An 18,465-nucleotide genomic window follows, 5' to 3' on the forward strand; every position below is an offset into this window, starting at 1 on the left:
TTTATTTTTTTGACCTTTATTGACCATTTTTACGCTAAATTCTAGGTAGATTAAAAAGAGTATGTTAAAATATGTCTAGTAGCGTTACTATTAGGAGGAATTTATATGAATTTAATACCAACAGTTATCGAACAATCTGCTAGAGGTGAACGTGCTTATGACATCTATTCTCGTTTACTAAAAGATCGTATTATTATGTTAAGCGGTCCTATTGATGATAACGTTGCAAATAGTGTCATTGCACAGTTATTATTTTTAGATGCTCAAGATCCAGAAAAAGATATTTATCTTTACATCAACTCGCCAGGTGGAAGTGTTTCAGCAGGTCTTGCCATTTATGACACAATGAACTTTGTCAAATCTGATATACAAACCATTGTTTTAGGTATGGCAGCCTCAATGGGAAGTTTTCTATTATCGTCTGGAACAAAAGGTAAACGATTTGCATTACCAAACGCAGAAATCATGATTCATCAACCTCTTGGAGGAGCTCAAGGTCAAGCGACAGAAATCGAAATTGCAGCTCGTCACATCCTTAATACAAGAGAAAGATTAAATAAAATCTTATCGGAGAACACTGGACAACCACTTCAAATCATCGAAAGAGATACTGACCGTGATAACTTCATGTCAGCTGAAGAAGCAAAAGAATACGGCTTGATTGATGAAGTAATGGTTAACAGTGCTGCCTTAAAATAAGGAGATAAGTCAATGGGGACAACAAAAATCGACACAACAAAAGTAACTAGCTCTGTTGGAATCAAAATTGGTAAAGCTGATGCACCAAATTTGTTGTTTGAATTTGTTAATCTACGTTGCCCATTTTGTAAACAATGGTGGGATGAAAAATTAGATTTACTCTCAAAAGAAGTGAAAAACGATAATCTACATTACGTGATTAAACTTTTTAATAAAGATTCTGCTAGTTTATCATTAGGTAATGTGATGCATGAGTATGTGCCCAATAATGACCAGGCAATTAAAATCATCACTGATATCTACAATACTCAAAGTCAATGGGGAATTCTTGGTTCACCAGAAGAAGTACGAGCGTTTGCTGAGACAACTCTCGGCTTAACTAAGCAACATAATGATAAAATGTTACAAGACGTTATGGAAGAAGCTGTAAACGCCAATGTGCACTTTGTTCCAACTTTAATTGTTGATGGGTTTGATTTTGATCAAAAAATATCCAATGACGATTTTCTTTCTTTATTACGATAATGAAAATAAAAAGTATCTATCTTAATCTCGCTTTTAGTAGCAGACCTTGATAGATACTTTTTTATTCTGTAACAGTTGGTATTTGTGGATTTTTTTGTTTGACTACATATGGAATAGATAAATAAAATGCCGTACCTAACCCCACATGACTCTTTACGTTAATTGTTCCATTATAATTTTCTATAAGCTGTTGAGCAATAGATAGTCCTAAACCATTACCACCTGTGTGTCTTGCTCTTGCTTTATCCACTCGGTAAAAACGATTAAACACTTTTTCAATTTCCTCTTCAGAAATCCCCTCTCCAAAATCTTGAATCATTAAGTCAATATTTTGATAAGATTTTGATGCAGAGATAATCACTTCTTTTCTATCTCTCGAATATTTCACCGCATTATCTAATAAAATAATCAGTATTTGTTCAAAGTGATTACGATACATTTTAATTTCAACCGAATTATCTAAATCATCGTCATCTAGATTAAAAACAAATTCAGGATAAAGCATTTGAAAATTATTTACCGTTGTTTGGATTGTTTCTTTTGCTAAACACGTTTCATTTTTATAATGAAACTCAGATTGCTCAGCTCTTGATAAATCGAGCATCTCTTGTACCAAACTTTTCATACGAGTGATTTCTTGTAGTGAGGCACTCAACGACTCTTCCAGCACTTCAGGATCATCTTTTCCCCATCTGTTTAGTAAATTCAAATGTCCTTCTATGACTGCTACTGGTGTTCTTAATTCATGTGAGACATCTTCAACAAACTGCTGTTGTTGCGTAATAAATCGCTCCATGCGTTCAATCATATCATTAAAGGCTTTAGCTAAATCATAAATTTCATCATGTGATTTTGGTACTGGCATTCGAAGACCGGTCTTATGTGCCGTTTCAATATTATTTAGCGTTCTTACCATTTTTCTAAGAGGGCTTGTAAAATAGCTTGATAATAAAAAGCTCATCATCACACTAACTAATAAGCCGCAAATACCGATAATTACGAGATTTTTAAGTAATTCTTTGCGATATTTGTAGTAAAATCCTAAATCATAAAAACCTTGCGCATAACCCATCAGTTTACCTGTTTGATTAGAATAAACTGGCTTTAATAAAACCAAACCTGTAACATATTCATAAGTTTTGATTGTCGTTTCAGATTGAGCTTTTTTATCGAATGGTACATAGCGATTTTTTGTTTCAAATACTAAATCACCATCTGCATTGTAAACTTTTAAATCCATTTCTGGTCGTGAGAGTTCTGAAATGAAACTATTTAAATTCATCATAGTTGATTCTAACGTATTAGCACCATAATACCCCTCACCGACATATTCTTCAGTTGATTCTTTTAGATAAAAAACAGAGCTATTAAAACTTAATGGCTCTGTTCCTCTAGATAATCGGCTAGTTACCTCAGATATTGTTCGATTAAAGGTCAGCTCTTCTTGCTGAATCATTAATCGTGAACTAATTTGATAAGAAATAACTGCAAACACAGCAAATAAAATTGATATCACTAATGATGTTAGAATGGTCCATTTCAACGTAATTGATTTCCAAGAAAATTTAGTGGGCCAATTAAATTTTCTTTTAAGCTTATTTATCACGATCTCATTACATACCCAGTTCCACGAACAGTTTGGATATAACTATCTTCACCTGGAACATCAATTTTATTTCTTAAATAACGAATGTAGACATCTACAACATTTGTTTCTACTTCAATTTCATAGCCCCATACTTTATTTAATAACACATCTCTAGAAAGTACGACATTAACATTTTCCATTAAAATAAGTAATAATTCGTATTCTCTTTTAGTTAGTTCAATGATATCGTCACCTCGGCGAACCACCCTATTTTCTTTTTCAATTGTTAAGTTCCGATAAGATAATGTCGTTTGTTTCGTCACATTTTTATCACCTTCGATATCAATTCGGCGAAGTAACGCTCGCAATCGTGCTAGTAACTCTTCTATAGCAAACGGTTTAACAATGTAGTCATCTGCTCCATGATCTAAACCAGATACTCTGTCAATGACCGAATCTCTTGCTGTCATCATAATAATAGGCGTATTTTTCACCTGACGAATTCGACGACAGACTTCTAAACCATTTAACTCAGGTAACATTAAATCTAATAAAATCGCATCCCAATCTTGTGATAACGCTGCTTCTAAACCGGTACGTCCATTATAATGAACTTCTGTTTCGTATTTTTCATGCTTTAGCTCCAATTCCACAAAGCGAGCTAAATTTTTTTCATCTTCAATTATCAAAATCCTATTTGACATAAACACACATGCCTTTCTCGTATACTTATATATTTCTTCATAGTCTCACTCATTATAACGATATTTTGATTAAAAATCTATTATAATTATGTCATAATTTTTATAAACTCAATAATATTATAGGATAGATGCCTATTATCATTATTTTATTTAGTTAAAAAGATATGTTAATTGAACGATTTTCTTTAAAAAGAACAACCTATAACAGATTGTTCTTTTGTTTTCTATTCAAAGACAAATTGATTATGATACAACTCCGCGTAAAATCCATCTTTATTTATCAAAGTATCATGCGTACCAACTTCTATAATTTCACCTTGATTCAATACTACAATAAAGTCTGCATCTAGTATTGTCTTCAACCTATGGGCAATGACAAAACTAGTTCGACCATTTATGACAGTTTCCATTGCTTTTTGAATCCGACTTTCAGTCACGGTATCAACATTACTTGTCGCCTCATCTAATATTAATAAATCTGGATTCGTGATAATTGTACGAGCAATACTAATTAATTGTTTCTGTCCCACACTGAAGACACTATTTTCATCACTAACAAGGGTATCGTAACCATCTTCAAGTGATATAATGAATTCATGAATGTTCGCTTGTTTAGCAGCAAATATGACTTCTTCATCTGACGCATCTGGTTTTCCAAACTTGATATTATCTTTAATTGTGCCAGAAAAAAGAATGGAATCCTGTAGAACAATCCCAATATGTGAACGTAAACTATCTAATGTCACAGCACGAATATCACGGCCATCTATCGTAATACTACCAGAATCCACGTCATAGAAACGATTTAATAAGTTCATGACAGTTGTTTTACCTGAACCAGTCGGACCAACTAATGCCACCATTTGTCCTTTCTTAGCTTCTATCGAAATATCTTTTAAAATTGGACGATCTTTTTCGTATGAAAAGTCAACATGTGATAACGTCACATTTTTATGTAGGCCTGTCAATGCTTCTAGGTGACTGTCATTTGGTTCATCCGGCTGAATGAACACTTGATTCAACCTCTTAGCTCCTGTAAATGCCAACTGTAACATACTAAACTGAGAAGAAATTTGAGTGAGTGGCATATAAAACTGTTGTGAATATTGAATAAACGTCACAATTAAACCTAATCCTGCTGCTTTTTCAATACTTCCACTATTGACTAACCAACCACCAGCGAAAATCACGATGGCAGTATTTAACAAGGAAATACCTTGCATGGTTGGAAATAATAGACCTGAGTATACTTGTCCTTTAAATGTTGCTTCTTTTACTTCATTATTTACCTTTTCAAATCCCTCGATTGTTTGGTCTTCTAAACCATTTGTAATAATCACTTTCTGACCTGATATTTTTTCATCAATATAACCATTCAAACGTCCGACACTTTCTTGCTGAATGCCAACTTTCTTTTCAGCCTGTTTGATGATGACAACTGCAAAAATAATTGCAAATGGTGCCATACCAAGTGTAATCCATGTCATCTGAGCATTTTCTCTAAACATCATGAACGTCACACCAATTAACATCGACACATTAGTCAATACTTGAATCAGTGCTTGATTCATTGTATTTGATATATTATCTAAATCACTGGTAAAACGGCTCAAAATATCACCATGTTGATGTGTATCGAAAAAACGAATCGTCATTGTTTGTAACTTCTTAAATAAACCAATTCTCATACTATTCGTTGACTGGCCTGTTACACGAGACATTAATATATTTTGAATAAACATTGAAATAGCATTTAACACATATAAACCAACTAATAATTTTATCACACTCGTAAACGGTGATTTATCTGCGTGTCCTACAGACATATAAGTGCCCGCATATTTCGCTAATTCTTCTATTGCTTTACCAGTAAATTGGGGTGCCTTAACTTGTAGGTAAGTTGAGAAAATAATTGCGACAATAATAACAAAAAACTTCACTTTATAGACTTTTAAATAGGTCCAAAAGAATCTTAATACACTGGGTTCTTTTTTAGTCAATTTCCTCAACCTCCTTTGATTTTTGTGTGTCATAGATTTCTCTATAGACCTCACTTGTTTGTAAAAGTTCTTGATGTGTTCCTTGTGCAACTAAATGACCTTCATCCAGCACTAAGATAGTATCTGCCTGAACCACAGAAGAAATCTTTTGTGCAATGATGAATACAGTGGTATCAGATAATTCTTTGGCTAAAGCTTCTTTGACTAATTTTTCACTTTTAGCATCTAATGCACTTGTACTATCATCTAAAATCAATACTTTCGGATGACCAATCACCCCACGTGAAATGGATAACCGTTGTTTTTGACCACCTGAAAAGTTTGATCCTCGTTCTTCTACTCGGCTTTCAAACCCATCCATTTGACGCTCGATAAATTCATACGCTTGCGCAATATTTGACGCACGATACAATTCTTTTTCATCAGCATGCTCATCTCCATGGCGAAGATTGTCTGCAATGGTTCCAGAGAATAAAATTGCTCGCTGTAAAACAATCGCAATCGCGTTTCTTAATTCTTCTTTGCTCACATGTTTTAGGTCAGCACCACCAACCTTTATTGAGCCAGTAGTTGGGTCATACATACGGGCCATCAATTGCGCTAGTGTTGATTTACCTGACCCTGTTGCTCCGACTATCCCAACTGACATACCATTATCAACTTTAAACGAAATATCTTCTAAAGTTGGCGTATCATCACCAGCATAAGTAAAACTAACATCGTGAAATGATACATCGCCATTTTTAATTGGTTCTGATTCATTATCCGGTAAATAAGTCAATGTTGGTTTTGTTTCAAGAATATCATTTAAACGTTTAATCGAAACCATCCCACGTGAAGCCATCATCAGCATCATGCCACCAATAATAATACTCATCATAATCTGCATTAAGTAATTCATAAATGATACAACCGCACTAATGGCCTCAATATCTGTCTTAGCTAAATTAGCTGTAAAATAGATAGACATGACAATCGCTAAGTTCGAGATTAACATGAATGTTGGAATCATAATTGAAAATAAGTTCCCCACCGAAATCGTATGACTTGTTAGTTTTTCAGATACAGCAGAAAATTTATTAATTTGATTTTTTTCTTGAACGAATGATTTTACCACTCTCATTCCGGCTAAGTTTTCTTTTGCTATTCCATTACTTTTCTCTAGGTAGTGTTGAATTTTGGCGAAATGTTTTCCCATCATACTAAAAACAATCATCACTGTTAGAACAACTAAAACAACTAATAAAATAATAATCCACCATAACTTTGGTAAAGTCATCATCGCTAGAATAAAGCTCCCAATAAACATAATGGGAATTCTAAAGATACTTTGAAACATCATCATGACGACATTTTGAATTTGAGTAATATCGTTTGTCAAACGGATAACAAGATTGCTTGTCGAAAATGTTTCGATATTTTCAAACGAAAACTCTTGTACCTTTTTGAACCCATCTGACCTAATATCTGAGGCGACTTCTTGAGATAATTTCGCAGAAAAAATTGTATTTAATATTCCTGCAACTAAACCAAATAATGCCACTACAATTAACATGATGCCTACTTTTTTCAACTCAGATTGATTTTCAGTCATGATTGAATTCATAATTTTTTGTAATAATTTTGGTTGCCACAACTGAGAAGCAACCATGATAACCGTCATAAACAAAGATAAACTGACTAAAGACTTATTTTTTTTTAATTTTGTTATTAAAATCCTCATTCTTTTCCTCCTTTTTACTATCAGAGATTATGATACATCAATAAAAAAACAACTTCTACTATTATGTTTTATACCTCTCACATTTTATTAATGATATTTGAAACAAAAAACTACTAAGCAATTAACACTTAGTAGCTAAACTTTATTGTTTAGAAAATATCACCATTAAAAATGGAATTTTTAACAATCACATAATCAACTTTACGAATGGCTTCAACATCTTTACCGCCCGCGTAAGAGATAGAAGATTGTAAATCTTGTTGCATTTCATTTAGTGTATCTTCTAGTTTCCCTTTAAATGGTGTCCATATTTTTTTACCTTCAACGTTTTTATGTTCACCTTTTTGAAATTCAGAAGCACTACCAAAATACTCTTTGTACAATACGCCATCTTCTTCTTTCATTTCACCAGGAGATTCTTCGTGTCCAGCGAACAATGAGCCAATCATGACCATCGTCGCACCAAAACGAATTGATTTTGCAATATCTCCATGTGTTCTGATACCGCCATCAGCAATCAAGGGTTTTCTTGCTGCTTTACTACATCTTCTAAGTGCTGCAAGTTGCCAACCGCCAGTACCAAATCCTGTTTTAAGTTTCGTGATACATACTTTACCAGGCCCAATCCCAACTTTTGTTGCGTCAGCTCCAGCATTTTCTAATTCCCTCACTGCTTCAGGCGTTCCAACATTTCCAGCAATGACAAATGTTTCTGGTAATTGTTTCTTTAAATGTTTAATCATATTAATCACTGAATCAGAATGACCATGTGCAATGTCAATGGTAACATATTCAGGGATTAAATTTTCAGCTTTTAGTTCATTAACAAAATCATATTCTGTTGGCTTAACACCTACACTGATTGAAGCAAATAATCCTTTGTCATGCATATCTGTAATAAATTGTTTTCTAGCTTGTTCATTAAAACGATGCATGATATAGAAGTATCCATTTGATGCTAGATATTCAGCAATTGGTTCATCTATAATCGTCTGCATATTAGCTGGTACAACAGGCATCTTAAATGATCTGCCACCCAATGTCACTGTTGTATCGCATTCCGAACGACTAGATACAATACATTTGTTTGGTACTAATTGAACGTCTTCATAATCAAAAATCTTCATTTCCATCCTCCTAGAGAGTCAAAACGTGATATTGGGAATAAAAAGACGAATATTTATTTAAAATTATTTAAATAATGTTTCCTATTCCTATGATAATCTACATCATTATAGAAAAAAAAGCAAGAACTTTTATGAAAGTTCTTACTTTTTTCCAATATTGTTCGTGTTTACTTGAAAATCATTAAAGATTTTGTGTTTTCATAAAGTGTAATGAAATTAAAACGAAAATTAAAGTAATTACTACAACAATCAAATTATTCATAATTAAAATCCCTGTCATCGAAAATCCTAATGATGTAGGAATAATAGATAACGTATTTGTAATAACTCCTTGTAGCATAGATAATCCCATAAATAAGAAGATGGTTAAATTACTTCCTTTTAGCATAATAGTAGCTGTTGCAATTATCACAAGACTGTTTATGTATGAAATAAAACTAGAGGCAATCACTCCTAAAAATGAAAAACCAACGGTATTAAATCCTGCTGAGATTCCTGATAAAATGGTTTGGATATCAACTACTTGCTGGAACCTGAACAAAATAAGTGCTGATGGAATGAATACAAGTATTAGCGTTAATATAATATTCCATAAAAATATCGCACCTAGTTTAGCGAAAAATAGTTGTGTTCTATTTACTCCCGAAGAAACCAACATACTCATGACATTGTTTTTATAATCCATTGAAACTAAATGAAATGGATAAACAAACATAAAAATCATATTAGCAAAAATAGTAAAAACTAAGAGGATAATCATTAATCCAAATAAATAATCATTTTCAAGTCTATTGACCTGGTTTATATTATCAAAAACATTCATAAAATATACTGTTAGAAGAATGTTGATAATGGCTAATATACCCGTTGTGATAATATACGTTCTGTCCTTTGTATATTTAAATAGTTCCATCTTAAAAATCTGAGTTGCTGTCATTTAGTTGTTGCCTCCATTCAAATGATTATCTAAGAGTGTGACTTTTTTCATTTCTAATATCTCGATGTCTTGCTCATTTAGTCTCTCTTTTACTTCAGACCATCTCACATCTTCAATATCTAGTCTTACACAGCCGTTTGATAATACTTTGGAGTAATAGTTCATGTCTTCTAAAATCACCAAGAAAGCCTCTTGATTTGATGTATCGATGTCTCGAATTTTTTTATCTTCCATTTCAGCTAATGATAGTTGTTGCACTTTTTCACCATTTTTCAAGATCACAACTTCCTCGCATAATGTTTCAATATCGCTTTTTACGTGAGATGAAATGATTAACGTCATTCCTTCTGAAGTCATTTTTTTAAGATAAAACTTAAACCAATCTACTGTCTCAGCGTCTAACCCACGAAATGGCTCATCGAGAATTAATATTTTAGGATCATGTAATAAGGCGATTAATAAAATTAGTTTTTTTATTGTACCGTAGGAATAAGTTTTTACTTTTCTACCTAAAAATTCTGAAATATTTAATTCTCTTGCAAGAGCTTCTGCTTTGTTTACATCAAATTCTCCTCTTAATCCAGAGAAATACTCAATATTAAACCAACCTGTTCTTTCTTTATAAACAGAAGCTCCATCTAACACAATCCCTAGATTAAATAGAATGCTATTATCGTCGCGAACTGACACGTTATTAATTTTAACATCACCTTGATAGTCAGTAATGATATTAGTCATACATTTAAAAAGAGTAGTTTTACCTGCACCATTTGGGCCAATCACTCCATATGATTTTCCCTTTTCAAAGATTAAATCATCAATTGATAGTACTTGTAATGAGCCATATTTTTTTTCTAACTTTGTTATTTTTATATCCATATTTCTATCCTTTACTGTTTATAATAATGTAAAGCCTGAAGCTTGATATAATTCATACCATTCTTTTCTTGTTAACCTGATATCACTTGCTTGAGTGATATCTCTAATTCTACTTGGATTCATACTGCCAATAATTGTTTGAATATTAGCCGGATGTCGACTAATCCAAGCTGTCGCAATTCCTGTTGATGTAACTCCATAAGATTCTGCAAAGTTATTTAAACATTCATTTAACTCTTTAAAGTTAGGATGATCTATGAATACTCCATCAAAATAACCAAATTGATAAGGAGACCATGCCTGTACAGTCATTTTCTTTAACTTCATATGGTCTAAAACTGCTCCATCTCGATTGATTCCCAATTCATTTTCCATATTTACATTCATTTGACTAGATACCATGCCAGCATGTTGTAATCCAAACTGTAATTGATTAACAATTAGTTTATCTGACATTGATTGTTGCAATAATTCAACTGTGGTTGGTGCAAAATTACTGACACCAAAATATCGAACTTTACCAGCTTTTTTTAATTGGTAGAAAGCCTCTGACACCTCTTCAGGTTCCATTAAAGCATCTGGACGATGTAACGCTAATACATCAAGGTAATCTGTTCCTAAACGGGTTAAACTGCCTTCAGCAGATTGAATAATATGCTCTTTAGAAAAATCATAGAAACTATTTCTAATTCCACACTTTGTTTGAATAAAAATATCTTCACGTTTAACATCTATTTCTTTTATTGCCTTAGAGAAAATTGCTTCAGACTCTCCATCTCCATAAATATCAGCATGATCAAAAAAGTTAATTCCTGATTCCAAAGACGTTTCTATTACTTCTTTTGCTCTTTCTTTTGATAAACCAGCCATTCTCATACACCCAAGTGCAAGTTGTGACGCCATGATATTAGACGTCCCAATTTGTAATAACTTCATCATAATTCCTCCTTATATTTGTTGATCAATTAGCTCTAGATTTAAACGATTAATGTAAACACGCAGCTCTTTTCTAGCTAATTCAAATTTCCTATCTAGCAACAATAGAGATACCTTCTTACCTAATTGCTCAGTTTCTTTGTATAAAAAATCAATCGATGCATTAGGAAATTTTACAAGCTTTATGACTGAAACTTGCGTCATGATAGTTTTTTTCATTAAGTCATTACTCAATGGCACTAAAAAACATTGCCAAAACTTGTCATAAAACTCTTCTTTATTTAATTGTTTGTTTTTATTTATCTCGACTAATGATAGAAATGCTTCTCTATCAACCATGTATTCTTTAATTTGAAGCTGGAATAAATAGTGTGAACAAAGAAGTTCGATTAGTTGTGTTCTTTCAACAAACTCTTTGTTACTAATTTTATTTTTACTAACAATGACGCCTCTATTTGTTTCTTTTTTTAAATATTTTTCCTGAATTAGCTGTGCAATCGCTCCTCTAATCGGTGTGCGACTAACAGATAAACTATTTGCCAAATCTTGTTCAATAATATGATAGCCATTTAACCATGTATCTGTCTCAATTTGCTGTTTGATATAATCATAAACTCTCTTTTGTGTTTTACCTTTTTTCACTCTGACCATCCTGAACATTTACAGAATCACTAATTAACCCTGTATATTTTATTTCTTGTAAACTTTCTTGTAAATTAGTTGGATATACTTGTGCAAAAGCATAAATATTTTCGTATCGAAATCCTTCATAAATATAAAACTGCCATTTATTCTTTTTATCCATTAGATTAGCAATATCCTCTTTTTTTTCTTCACCGATTGGTAAAAGATATGTAGGCGATAATTGCGTCACTGGTGGAATCATAAAATTACAAATGCTTTTAATATGCATATCAAAAATTGATAAATTACATGATGTCATCGTTAAGATATCGTATTCTTCTGGAAAAATAGAAATATTATTGACATAAAGGTTCCCTTCTTTTGTTAAAAAAAAAGTCACTTTTACTGTACCTGAAACACCTAACTCTGAAGCAATGACTTTAGTAATTAGTTCCATTTGATTTGTACTTTCTTTTTTCAAATCATCCCATTCATCAAATGATTGAATATAAAACAGATCATTGACATTTGTCTTTTCCATTCTCATAAATGGGAAGATAGTATAATATCCTTCGTCATTAACACACAAAGTCACTTCCCATTCGCTCTCAACTTCTATGTATGACTCAACTATACAGAGCCCTTGTTGAATTAAAGGAACTGCCTTATTTATCTCATAAGCACTATGAATAACTAAACTACTGTCCTCATTGTAATGACGACGGTTCTCTTGCTTTATAATACATGGGTACCCAATTCTTTCAGCCGCATCATAAATATCTGATACCACAACAGCCGATTCATATGGTGTAATATTAATCGAATGAGCATCTAAAAACTGTTTCTGTAGATAACGATTTTTTATAATAGAATGCGAATACATATTTTGGGCAAATAATGTTTTTTCTGCTAAATATCTATATGTTTCTTTATCTAATTTTTCAGTGACAACAGTGACAACATCTGATATTTCTGATAATTTAAGTAAATAAACTGCATCATTTATATCACTTATATAATGCATGTCGGCAGCTTTTCCGGCTATACAATTTTTTGATTCGGACAGTACAACTACTTTATATCCCATTTTTTTTGCGGACACTACTAATTGATAGGATACAACTCCTCCGCCAATTATACCTATTGTACTACCAGGTAAAATTTTTTCCGACAAATCCTTCACTACCTTCAACATTTTCTTTTAAAACACCTTAATAGTATCAATCTATTGTTAATGTGTAAAGGTTTAAACAATAAAAAGCAAGGATAGATGACACTCTCACTTGCTTTTGATAGAATATTTTATTTTATAATCATTTATTTTATCTTCTTTATTAGATTAAATAATCATTAACCTGATAAAATTGATATATAAATAACATATTACACCTAATTGATAAAAATTGGTTAGACATTCAATTAATCTATAAACTGTATCTGATTGTTTTTTAGTGAGCCAACACGAGCCAATGAATCTACCTTATAACCTTTATCTTCCAGTAGTTTTCTACCTTCTTGAAAAGATTTTTCTATTACAATTGAAATCGCTTCTATCGATGCACCGGCTTGTTTACATAATTCAATCAAGCCTAAAGCAGCTTGACCATTAGCAAGAAAATCATCTACTACAAGTACATTGTCGCCCTCTTGCAGATATTTATTAGAGATAGCAATTGTATTTGTAACCTGTTTTGTGAAAGAGTAGACTTCAGACATCAATAATTCACTATTCATAGTTAAACTTTTTTGTTTTCTTGCAAACACAACAGGTAAATCCATATGTAATCCAATAAATGCGGCAGGTGCTATACCTGACGATTCAATTGTAACAATCTTTGTAACTCCCTTATTTTTGTATGTATTTGCCACATGTCTACCTATTTTATCCATTAATTTTGGATCGATTTGATGAGTTAAAAAACTATCAACTTTCAAAATATTTTCATCCAATACTTTACCTTGTTTAAGAATCATTTGCTTCAATTCATCCAATTTTATTCCTCCAATTAAATAATAGCTCCCATTTTACAATTAAGTAAAAAAGGGAGCTATCCTTCATTTACTTATAGACTGATATTTACGGTATCAGGTAGAAACGACTTTCCTTATTAAAGTCATATATAAGTGTTTATTTTTTAGTTGTTAGTGACGTTAATTTAGTTGGTGAAAAACTCTCAGCCAGTTGCGTCACCATATTAATTCCTAACTCATTAACCATATCTGATGGTTTACTCTTATTATCTTCTTTTTTGGTTTCTTTCGGCAACTTATCATATTGTGTTAAATTATAAGTATCAATCAATCCATTGAGACGTTTATGATAACGTCTATCTTCTTTATTTTGAGCTGTTAAATAAGCTGTTACTTTTCTTGAAGTATCTTTTTTAGAGCGTGTCATTTCATGATAGATCGTTTCATCTTTTTTTAATTCGGCAATATAGTCGTCAATTGCTTCATCCATAGTTGAATATACCTTATACTCTTTAGTATCTAACTTAGTTTTTCCAGATTTAGCATCAGTGATTAATGTATCAAATTTAACCGATTTATTGTTATTTTTTCCTGTAACCTGATATATATTAAAATGCTCAGACAACTCATTTAATCCAGAATTACTCTTAATCACAGCTTCCGCTATCAAAACTGAAGCATATAAATCATTTTTATCTGCTACATCTTCAATCTTAGGCGCAATTTCTTTAATAAAAGCCTCTGTTTCCTTTGCTTTTTCTTTTTTAGGTTTGACTGAGTCGTATTGTGTTAAGTCATATGTTTCAATCAATCCATTTAATTTCTCATTATAGCGAGAATCTGATGCATATCTACCGGTTAAATATTTAGTTGCCTCTTTATAATCTTGAGTATTTGATTTCCATGCTCCTTGATAAAAAGTAGAACGACCAGAAACTCCTCCAGACATTAACATAGCATAATCCTCTAATGACTCTTTGTAGCTAGGATACTTTCTAAATTTTGCATTAACTGTGTATAGCCCGCCGTCTCCACTATCTTCAAGAGTTGACATCTCAACAGATTCTCCTTTATAAGAACCTTTAATTCCAAATAAATTATAATTTGGCGTTCTAGCCAAACTACTATTACCTGATCCACTTTCAAGAATTGCTTGAGCAATCATAACAGAAGCATATAAATTTTTATTTTGCGCAATTTCTCTAGCATCTTCACCAATCTCTTCTACAAATTCGCCTGTGGTTCGATTGCGAACATAGGTAATAGATGATGTATCTTTTTTTGTTTCACCAGGTGATGATAATGACGTATTTCCCCCTCCATTACTTTCAGGTTTTAAAGATGAATTTGGCTTACTACTAGAATTACCAGGCTTTTTACTACTAGAACTACTAGATGTTTGATTATCACTTAAGGATGGTTTAGTCTCTGAATTATTCCCACTAGAAGAGGAAGTGCCAGATGTTGAACTATCAGTATGCCCGTCAGATGAATCTTGATCCGTATTCTGGTGACTCGTTGACTCACTTGATTCTTGATTGTCACTAGATGATTCATCCGATGAATGACTCGATGATAATTCATGATCCTCTGGTTGTGATGACTTAATGGTACTACTAGTCTCTTTTACCGTATTTTTCAAATTATTCTCATTTACATCTAAACTAAGCAATGATTTTGGATTTAAGGGAGAATTATCTGATTTTGTTACAGCTATCACTTCTAATACTGGTGTACAAATCGACAAAACAGATAAACTAACGCCTAAAGCAGTGTTTATCAAAATTTTAGCTGACGTATTTTTTTTATTCTTTTTCATATATATTTCTCCCCTTCTCTTTACTAAATGTGTCAATATCCCCAATTGATTCCAATTTTCTTAATATCTCAGAAAAGGCACTTTCAGATTCATAATTCTTCAATTTTGCTAACTCTTGTTGATTCTGAGTCTGTTATTTCTTTTAATTTACTATTTGCCAATTCTAGTTCATTGACCTGATCAATAATTTCTTCATCTTTGTTCTTAACTTCTAATTCAACGGATGATAATTGTTGATCTTTTTCTTCTAAAATAGCTTTTAATTTACCATTTTCATCTTTTAATATACTATTTTCTTCTTTTGTATGATTAATCTCTAATAGCTTTCTTTCCAGTTGTTGTTTTTCATCAAGAATCGTCTCATACCCTGCAATTTGACTACGTAACAATTCATTATGCTCTTTTATTTTTTCCGATTCAGCAGTTTCTTTTACGTAACCATCTTTTTCAATTAACAATTGATTACTAATATTGATATCTACAGATAGATGCTCATTCGCTGGAGTAATGGTATTACTTGTAAATGAAAATCCTGTGTAAATTTGATTGGATTCATCATATAATCATCCTCGTCTTCTTTAATCCTATCATTTTCAGAAATAATAGGCTTCTCACTTTTTTCCACTAATTATTCCTCATAAGTCTTGTCTTCTTAGCCATCTATTAAACAACCAACTTTTATCTCACTATATTTACCTATCGTCTTTTGTATTTAATTCTATATTTAAGAATAAAAAGTTGATTATAAAAATTGTACATATATAATAAAATTATATCATACAGTCATTATTATGCAAGATTTTTCGGTATATCTCTTTGGTCTTGAAAACATCACTTTATCTCAATTTAGCCATGATATTCTTTATATACTTCTTGTTTTTTTAATCCTCTAATTTTAGCAACCTCTTTAATCGCATCTTTCACAGATATTTCTTCTTGGTCAACAACTAGATTTACGTGTTCTATTATAGATAAGTCAGAATCAAACCCTTCTTCTTGTGACGTTGCTTGTATATTTTCAACGAGTAAACAACATTCTCCTTTAATCGTATTTTCTGATAAATATGCAACTACTTCTTCTACGCTTCCACGAATATACTCTTCATGCAGTTTTGTCAATTCACGGCACAGAACAATGTTAGTTTCTGTGGTGAATGCTGTTCCAATATTTTCTATTGTTTTTAATACACGATAGGGTGACTCATAAAATATAATCGTACCACTTATCTTATTCAATTCTTGCAACGTTTCAAGTTGTTCTTTCTTTTTCCTTGGTAAAAACCCATAAAAATAAAATGGTTGCGGTGATAAACCACTCGCAATTAAAGCCGTCATACCAGCTGTTGCACCAGGTATCGACACTACAGAAATATGCTGTTGGATACAAGCCAAAACTAAATCATGTCCTGGGTCGCTGATTGAAGGCATCCCCGCATCACTTACCTGTGCAATATCCTGCCCAGATTTTAACGTCTCGATTAAAGAAGGGATCCTTTCATGTGAGTTATGTTCATGTAAACTAATTTGTTTTGTTTTTATCTCAAAATGATTTAACAACTTCTGAGTATTTCTAGTGTCTTCACTTGCGATTAAATCAACTTCTTTTAACAATCGAACAGCACGAAATGTGATGTCTTCTAAGTTTCCAATTGGCGTTGGAACGAGATATAATTTACCATATTCTTGTGTAGAAAAACTCTTTTGTTTGTTCATTATTTTCTCTCCTTAAAAAAAGCCGGGAGGAGTAATCCTACCAGCTTATTTACCATAAATCATACTTGAACAAAAAACACATTCTTCTTGATTTTCACGTCTAGAACCATAAAAGTCTTTACAAACATGAAATCCTTGCTCATATAATTTTTCTAAGTTTAGTCTTGATTTAGATAATTCTTGTCTGCCATCCTCTGCTACTTCTTGTTTTTCTAATTTATCTAACTTATCATGCAGATGTTGGTTTTCTAGTTTCAGATTTAAGTTCTCTTCGATTAAATCGTCTAAAACAGGCTTCATCTCTTTCACTTGATATAACATGGTTTCTAATTGACGCTCTATATTGACTAACTCATCATATAATTTTATTTTATCCATGCTATTCTTCCTCTTTAACCATTTTCTGTTTGACTCATTACTAATTCATCATATTGATATTCAACTGGTGTTTCTCTTGAAGTTAGTTTAACTTTAATCACTTCACTGAGTAAATTTAAACCAATAACCTTCCCTGTTCCATCAGGAGTTTCAATTCTCTCGCCAAAATCGGGCATCATTTTTCTTAATCTGACATACTCATCATTTTCATAGTTTAAACAACACATTAAACGACCACACAGGCCAGAAATTTTAGCTGGGTTCAATGATAAGTTTTGGTCTTTAGCCATTTTAATGGACACTGGAACAAAATCTCCTAAGAATGTGCTACAACATAATGGACGTCCACATGGGCCGATTCCTCCAAGTTTTTTTGCTTCATCTCTTACACCAATTTGTTTCAACTCAATACGCGTTTTAAACATTGATGCTAAGTCTCTTACTAACTCACGAAAATCAATTCGTCCGTCAGCTGTAAAACTAAACATCATTTTACTTCTATCGAGTGTATATTCTACATCTACTAACTTCATATCTAGTCCATGTTCTGTGATTTTTTCTTTCGCTATATCAAAAGCAACTAATGCGTCTTGTTTATTTTTCTCAACTTGTTCTAGTTGTTTATCAGTTGCAATTTGCATAATCGTGTTTAAATCTTTTGGTAAATCTTGTTTTTCAACCTCTTTATTGGGAAGGGCAACCTCTGCCACATTTTTCACTTTTTGAGACTCAACAACGACTTTTTCTCTATAGCTATATTGTTCACCTTTTTTAGGTAAATAATAATAAATTCGTCCAGATTGTTTAAATCGTACGCCAACTACTTCTACCACAGTGCATTC

The 18,465-nt window shown here is 32.2% G+C and carries 18 protein-coding genes and 1 riboswitch; of the genes, 2 read left to right on the forward strand and 16 right to left on the reverse strand.

The window, feature by feature from the left end; translation table 11 throughout:
• Positions 1 to 105: 105 nt before the first annotated feature.
• Positions 106 to 699: an ATP-dependent Clp endopeptidase proteolytic subunit ClpP gene (gene clpP / locus DW196_RS02185; RefSeq protein WP_118249772.1), complete on the forward strand. Its 594-nt coding sequence runs from the start codon at positions 106 to 108 to the stop codon at positions 697 to 699.
• Positions 700 to 711: 12 nt separating this feature from the next.
• The gene (locus DW196_RS02190; protein WP_118249773.1) at positions 712 to 1,224 is read left to right on the forward strand and encodes a thioredoxin domain-containing protein; all 513 of its coding nucleotides are present in this window, start codon (positions 712 to 714) and stop codon (positions 1,222 to 1,224) included.
• Positions 1,225 to 1,285: 61 nt separating this feature from the next.
• On the opposite strand, the gene DW196_RS02195 is transcribed toward DW196_RS02190, so the two are convergent.
• From DW196_RS02195 to DW196_RS02275, 16 genes are all read right to left on the reverse strand, one after another.
• Positions 1,286 to 2,767 carry a HAMP domain-containing histidine kinase gene (locus DW196_RS02195; RefSeq protein ID WP_233541901.1) on the reverse strand — a complete coding sequence of 494 codons (1,482 nt, stop codon included), beginning with the start codon at positions 2,765 to 2,767 and terminating at the stop codon, positions 1,286 to 1,288.
• 59 nt (positions 2,768 to 2,826) lie between these two features.
• Positions 2,827 to 3,516: a response regulator transcription factor gene (locus DW196_RS02200; protein WP_071457857.1), complete on the reverse strand. Its 690-nt coding sequence runs from the start codon at positions 3,514 to 3,516 to the stop codon at positions 2,827 to 2,829.
• Positions 3,517 to 3,740: 224 nt separating this feature from the next.
• Positions 3,741 to 5,516, reverse strand: a complete 1,776-nt coding sequence (locus DW196_RS02205; protein WP_276528560.1) for an ABC transporter ATP-binding protein — start codon at positions 5,514 to 5,516, stop codon at positions 3,741 to 3,743.
• Complete coding sequence (locus DW196_RS02210) at positions 5,509 to 7,239, reverse strand: ABC transporter ATP-binding protein (RefSeq protein ID WP_118249775.1); 1,731 nt, start codon at positions 7,237 to 7,239, stop codon at positions 5,509 to 5,511. Before DW196_RS02210 ends, DW196_RS02205 begins: the two co-directional genes overlap by 8 nt.
• A 149-nt stretch (positions 7,240 to 7,388) precedes the next feature.
• Positions 7,389 to 8,366 carry a GMP reductase gene (gene guaC / locus DW196_RS02215; protein ID WP_071457124.1) on the reverse strand — a complete coding sequence of 326 codons (978 nt, stop codon included), beginning with the start codon at positions 8,364 to 8,366 and terminating at the stop codon, positions 7,389 to 7,391.
• A gap of 181 nt (positions 8,367 to 8,547) precedes the next feature.
• The gene (locus DW196_RS02220; RefSeq protein ID WP_118249776.1) at positions 8,548 to 9,303 is read right to left on the reverse strand and encodes an ABC transporter permease; all 756 of its coding nucleotides are present in this window, start codon (positions 9,301 to 9,303) and stop codon (positions 8,548 to 8,550) included.
• A complete protein-coding gene (locus DW196_RS02225) occupies positions 9,304 to 10,182 on the reverse strand; it encodes an ATP-binding cassette domain-containing protein (protein ID WP_118249777.1) in 879 nt (292 codons plus the stop codon). It lies immediately after the preceding gene.
• Positions 10,183 to 10,200: 18 nt separating this feature from the next.
• Entirely contained in the window at positions 10,201 to 11,118 is a 918-nt protein-coding gene (locus tag DW196_RS02230; RefSeq protein ID WP_118249778.1) for an aldo/keto reductase family oxidoreductase, read from the reverse strand.
• A 12-nt stretch (positions 11,119 to 11,130) separates the two neighbouring features.
• Positions 11,131 to 11,760, reverse strand: coding sequence for a GntR family transcriptional regulator (locus DW196_RS02235; RefSeq protein WP_158563496.1), 630 nt, complete (start codon positions 11,758 to 11,760; stop codon positions 11,131 to 11,133).
• Positions 11,747 to 12,916, reverse strand: a complete 1,170-nt coding sequence (locus DW196_RS02240) for an ATP-grasp domain-containing protein (RefSeq protein ID WP_158563497.1) — start codon at positions 12,914 to 12,916, stop codon at positions 11,747 to 11,749. The genes DW196_RS02235 and DW196_RS02240 overlap by 14 nt, the downstream gene beginning before the upstream one ends.
• Before the next feature lie 245 nt (positions 12,917 to 13,161).
• Positions 13,162 to 13,734, reverse strand: a complete 573-nt coding sequence (locus DW196_RS02245; RefSeq protein ID WP_118249781.1) for a xanthine phosphoribosyltransferase — start codon at positions 13,732 to 13,734, stop codon at positions 13,162 to 13,164.
• Positions 13,735 to 13,788: 54 nt separating this feature from the next.
• A riboswitch (purine riboswitch) is annotated at positions 13,789 to 13,886 on the reverse strand.
• On the reverse strand, positions 13,871 to 15,532 hold the full coding sequence (locus DW196_RS11305) for a glucosaminidase domain-containing protein (RefSeq protein ID WP_148507159.1): 1,662 nt from the start codon (positions 15,530 to 15,532) through the stop codon (positions 13,871 to 13,873). Its footprint overlaps the riboswitch before it by 16 nt.
• 89 nt (positions 15,533 to 15,621) lie before the next feature.
• Positions 15,622 to 15,921, reverse strand: a complete 300-nt coding sequence (locus tag DW196_RS02260; RefSeq protein ID WP_147408663.1) for a hypothetical protein — start codon at positions 15,919 to 15,921, stop codon at positions 15,622 to 15,624.
• A 457-nt stretch (positions 15,922 to 16,378) separates the two neighbouring features.
• On the reverse strand, positions 16,379 to 17,245 hold the full coding sequence (gene rsmI, locus DW196_RS02265) for a 16S rRNA (cytidine(1402)-2'-O)-methyltransferase (protein WP_118249783.1): 867 nt from the start codon (positions 17,243 to 17,245) through the stop codon (positions 16,379 to 16,381).
• 45 nt (positions 17,246 to 17,290) lie between these two features.
• Complete coding sequence (locus DW196_RS02270) at positions 17,291 to 17,623, reverse strand: DNA replication initiation control protein YabA (RefSeq protein WP_118249788.1); 333 nt, start codon at positions 17,621 to 17,623, stop codon at positions 17,291 to 17,293.
• Between the two features lie 14 nt (positions 17,624 to 17,637).
• Positions 17,638 to 18,456 (reverse strand): stage 0 sporulation family protein, encoded by an 819-nt coding sequence (locus DW196_RS02275; RefSeq protein ID WP_071457135.1) that lies wholly within the window; start codon positions 18,454 to 18,456, stop codon positions 17,638 to 17,640.
• Between the last annotated feature and the right edge of the window lie 9 nt (positions 18,457 to 18,465).

The organism is Vagococcus sp. AM17-17, assembly GCF_003471765.1.
GTDB lineage: Bacteria > Bacillota > Bacilli > Lactobacillales > Vagococcaceae > Vagococcus > Vagococcus teuberi.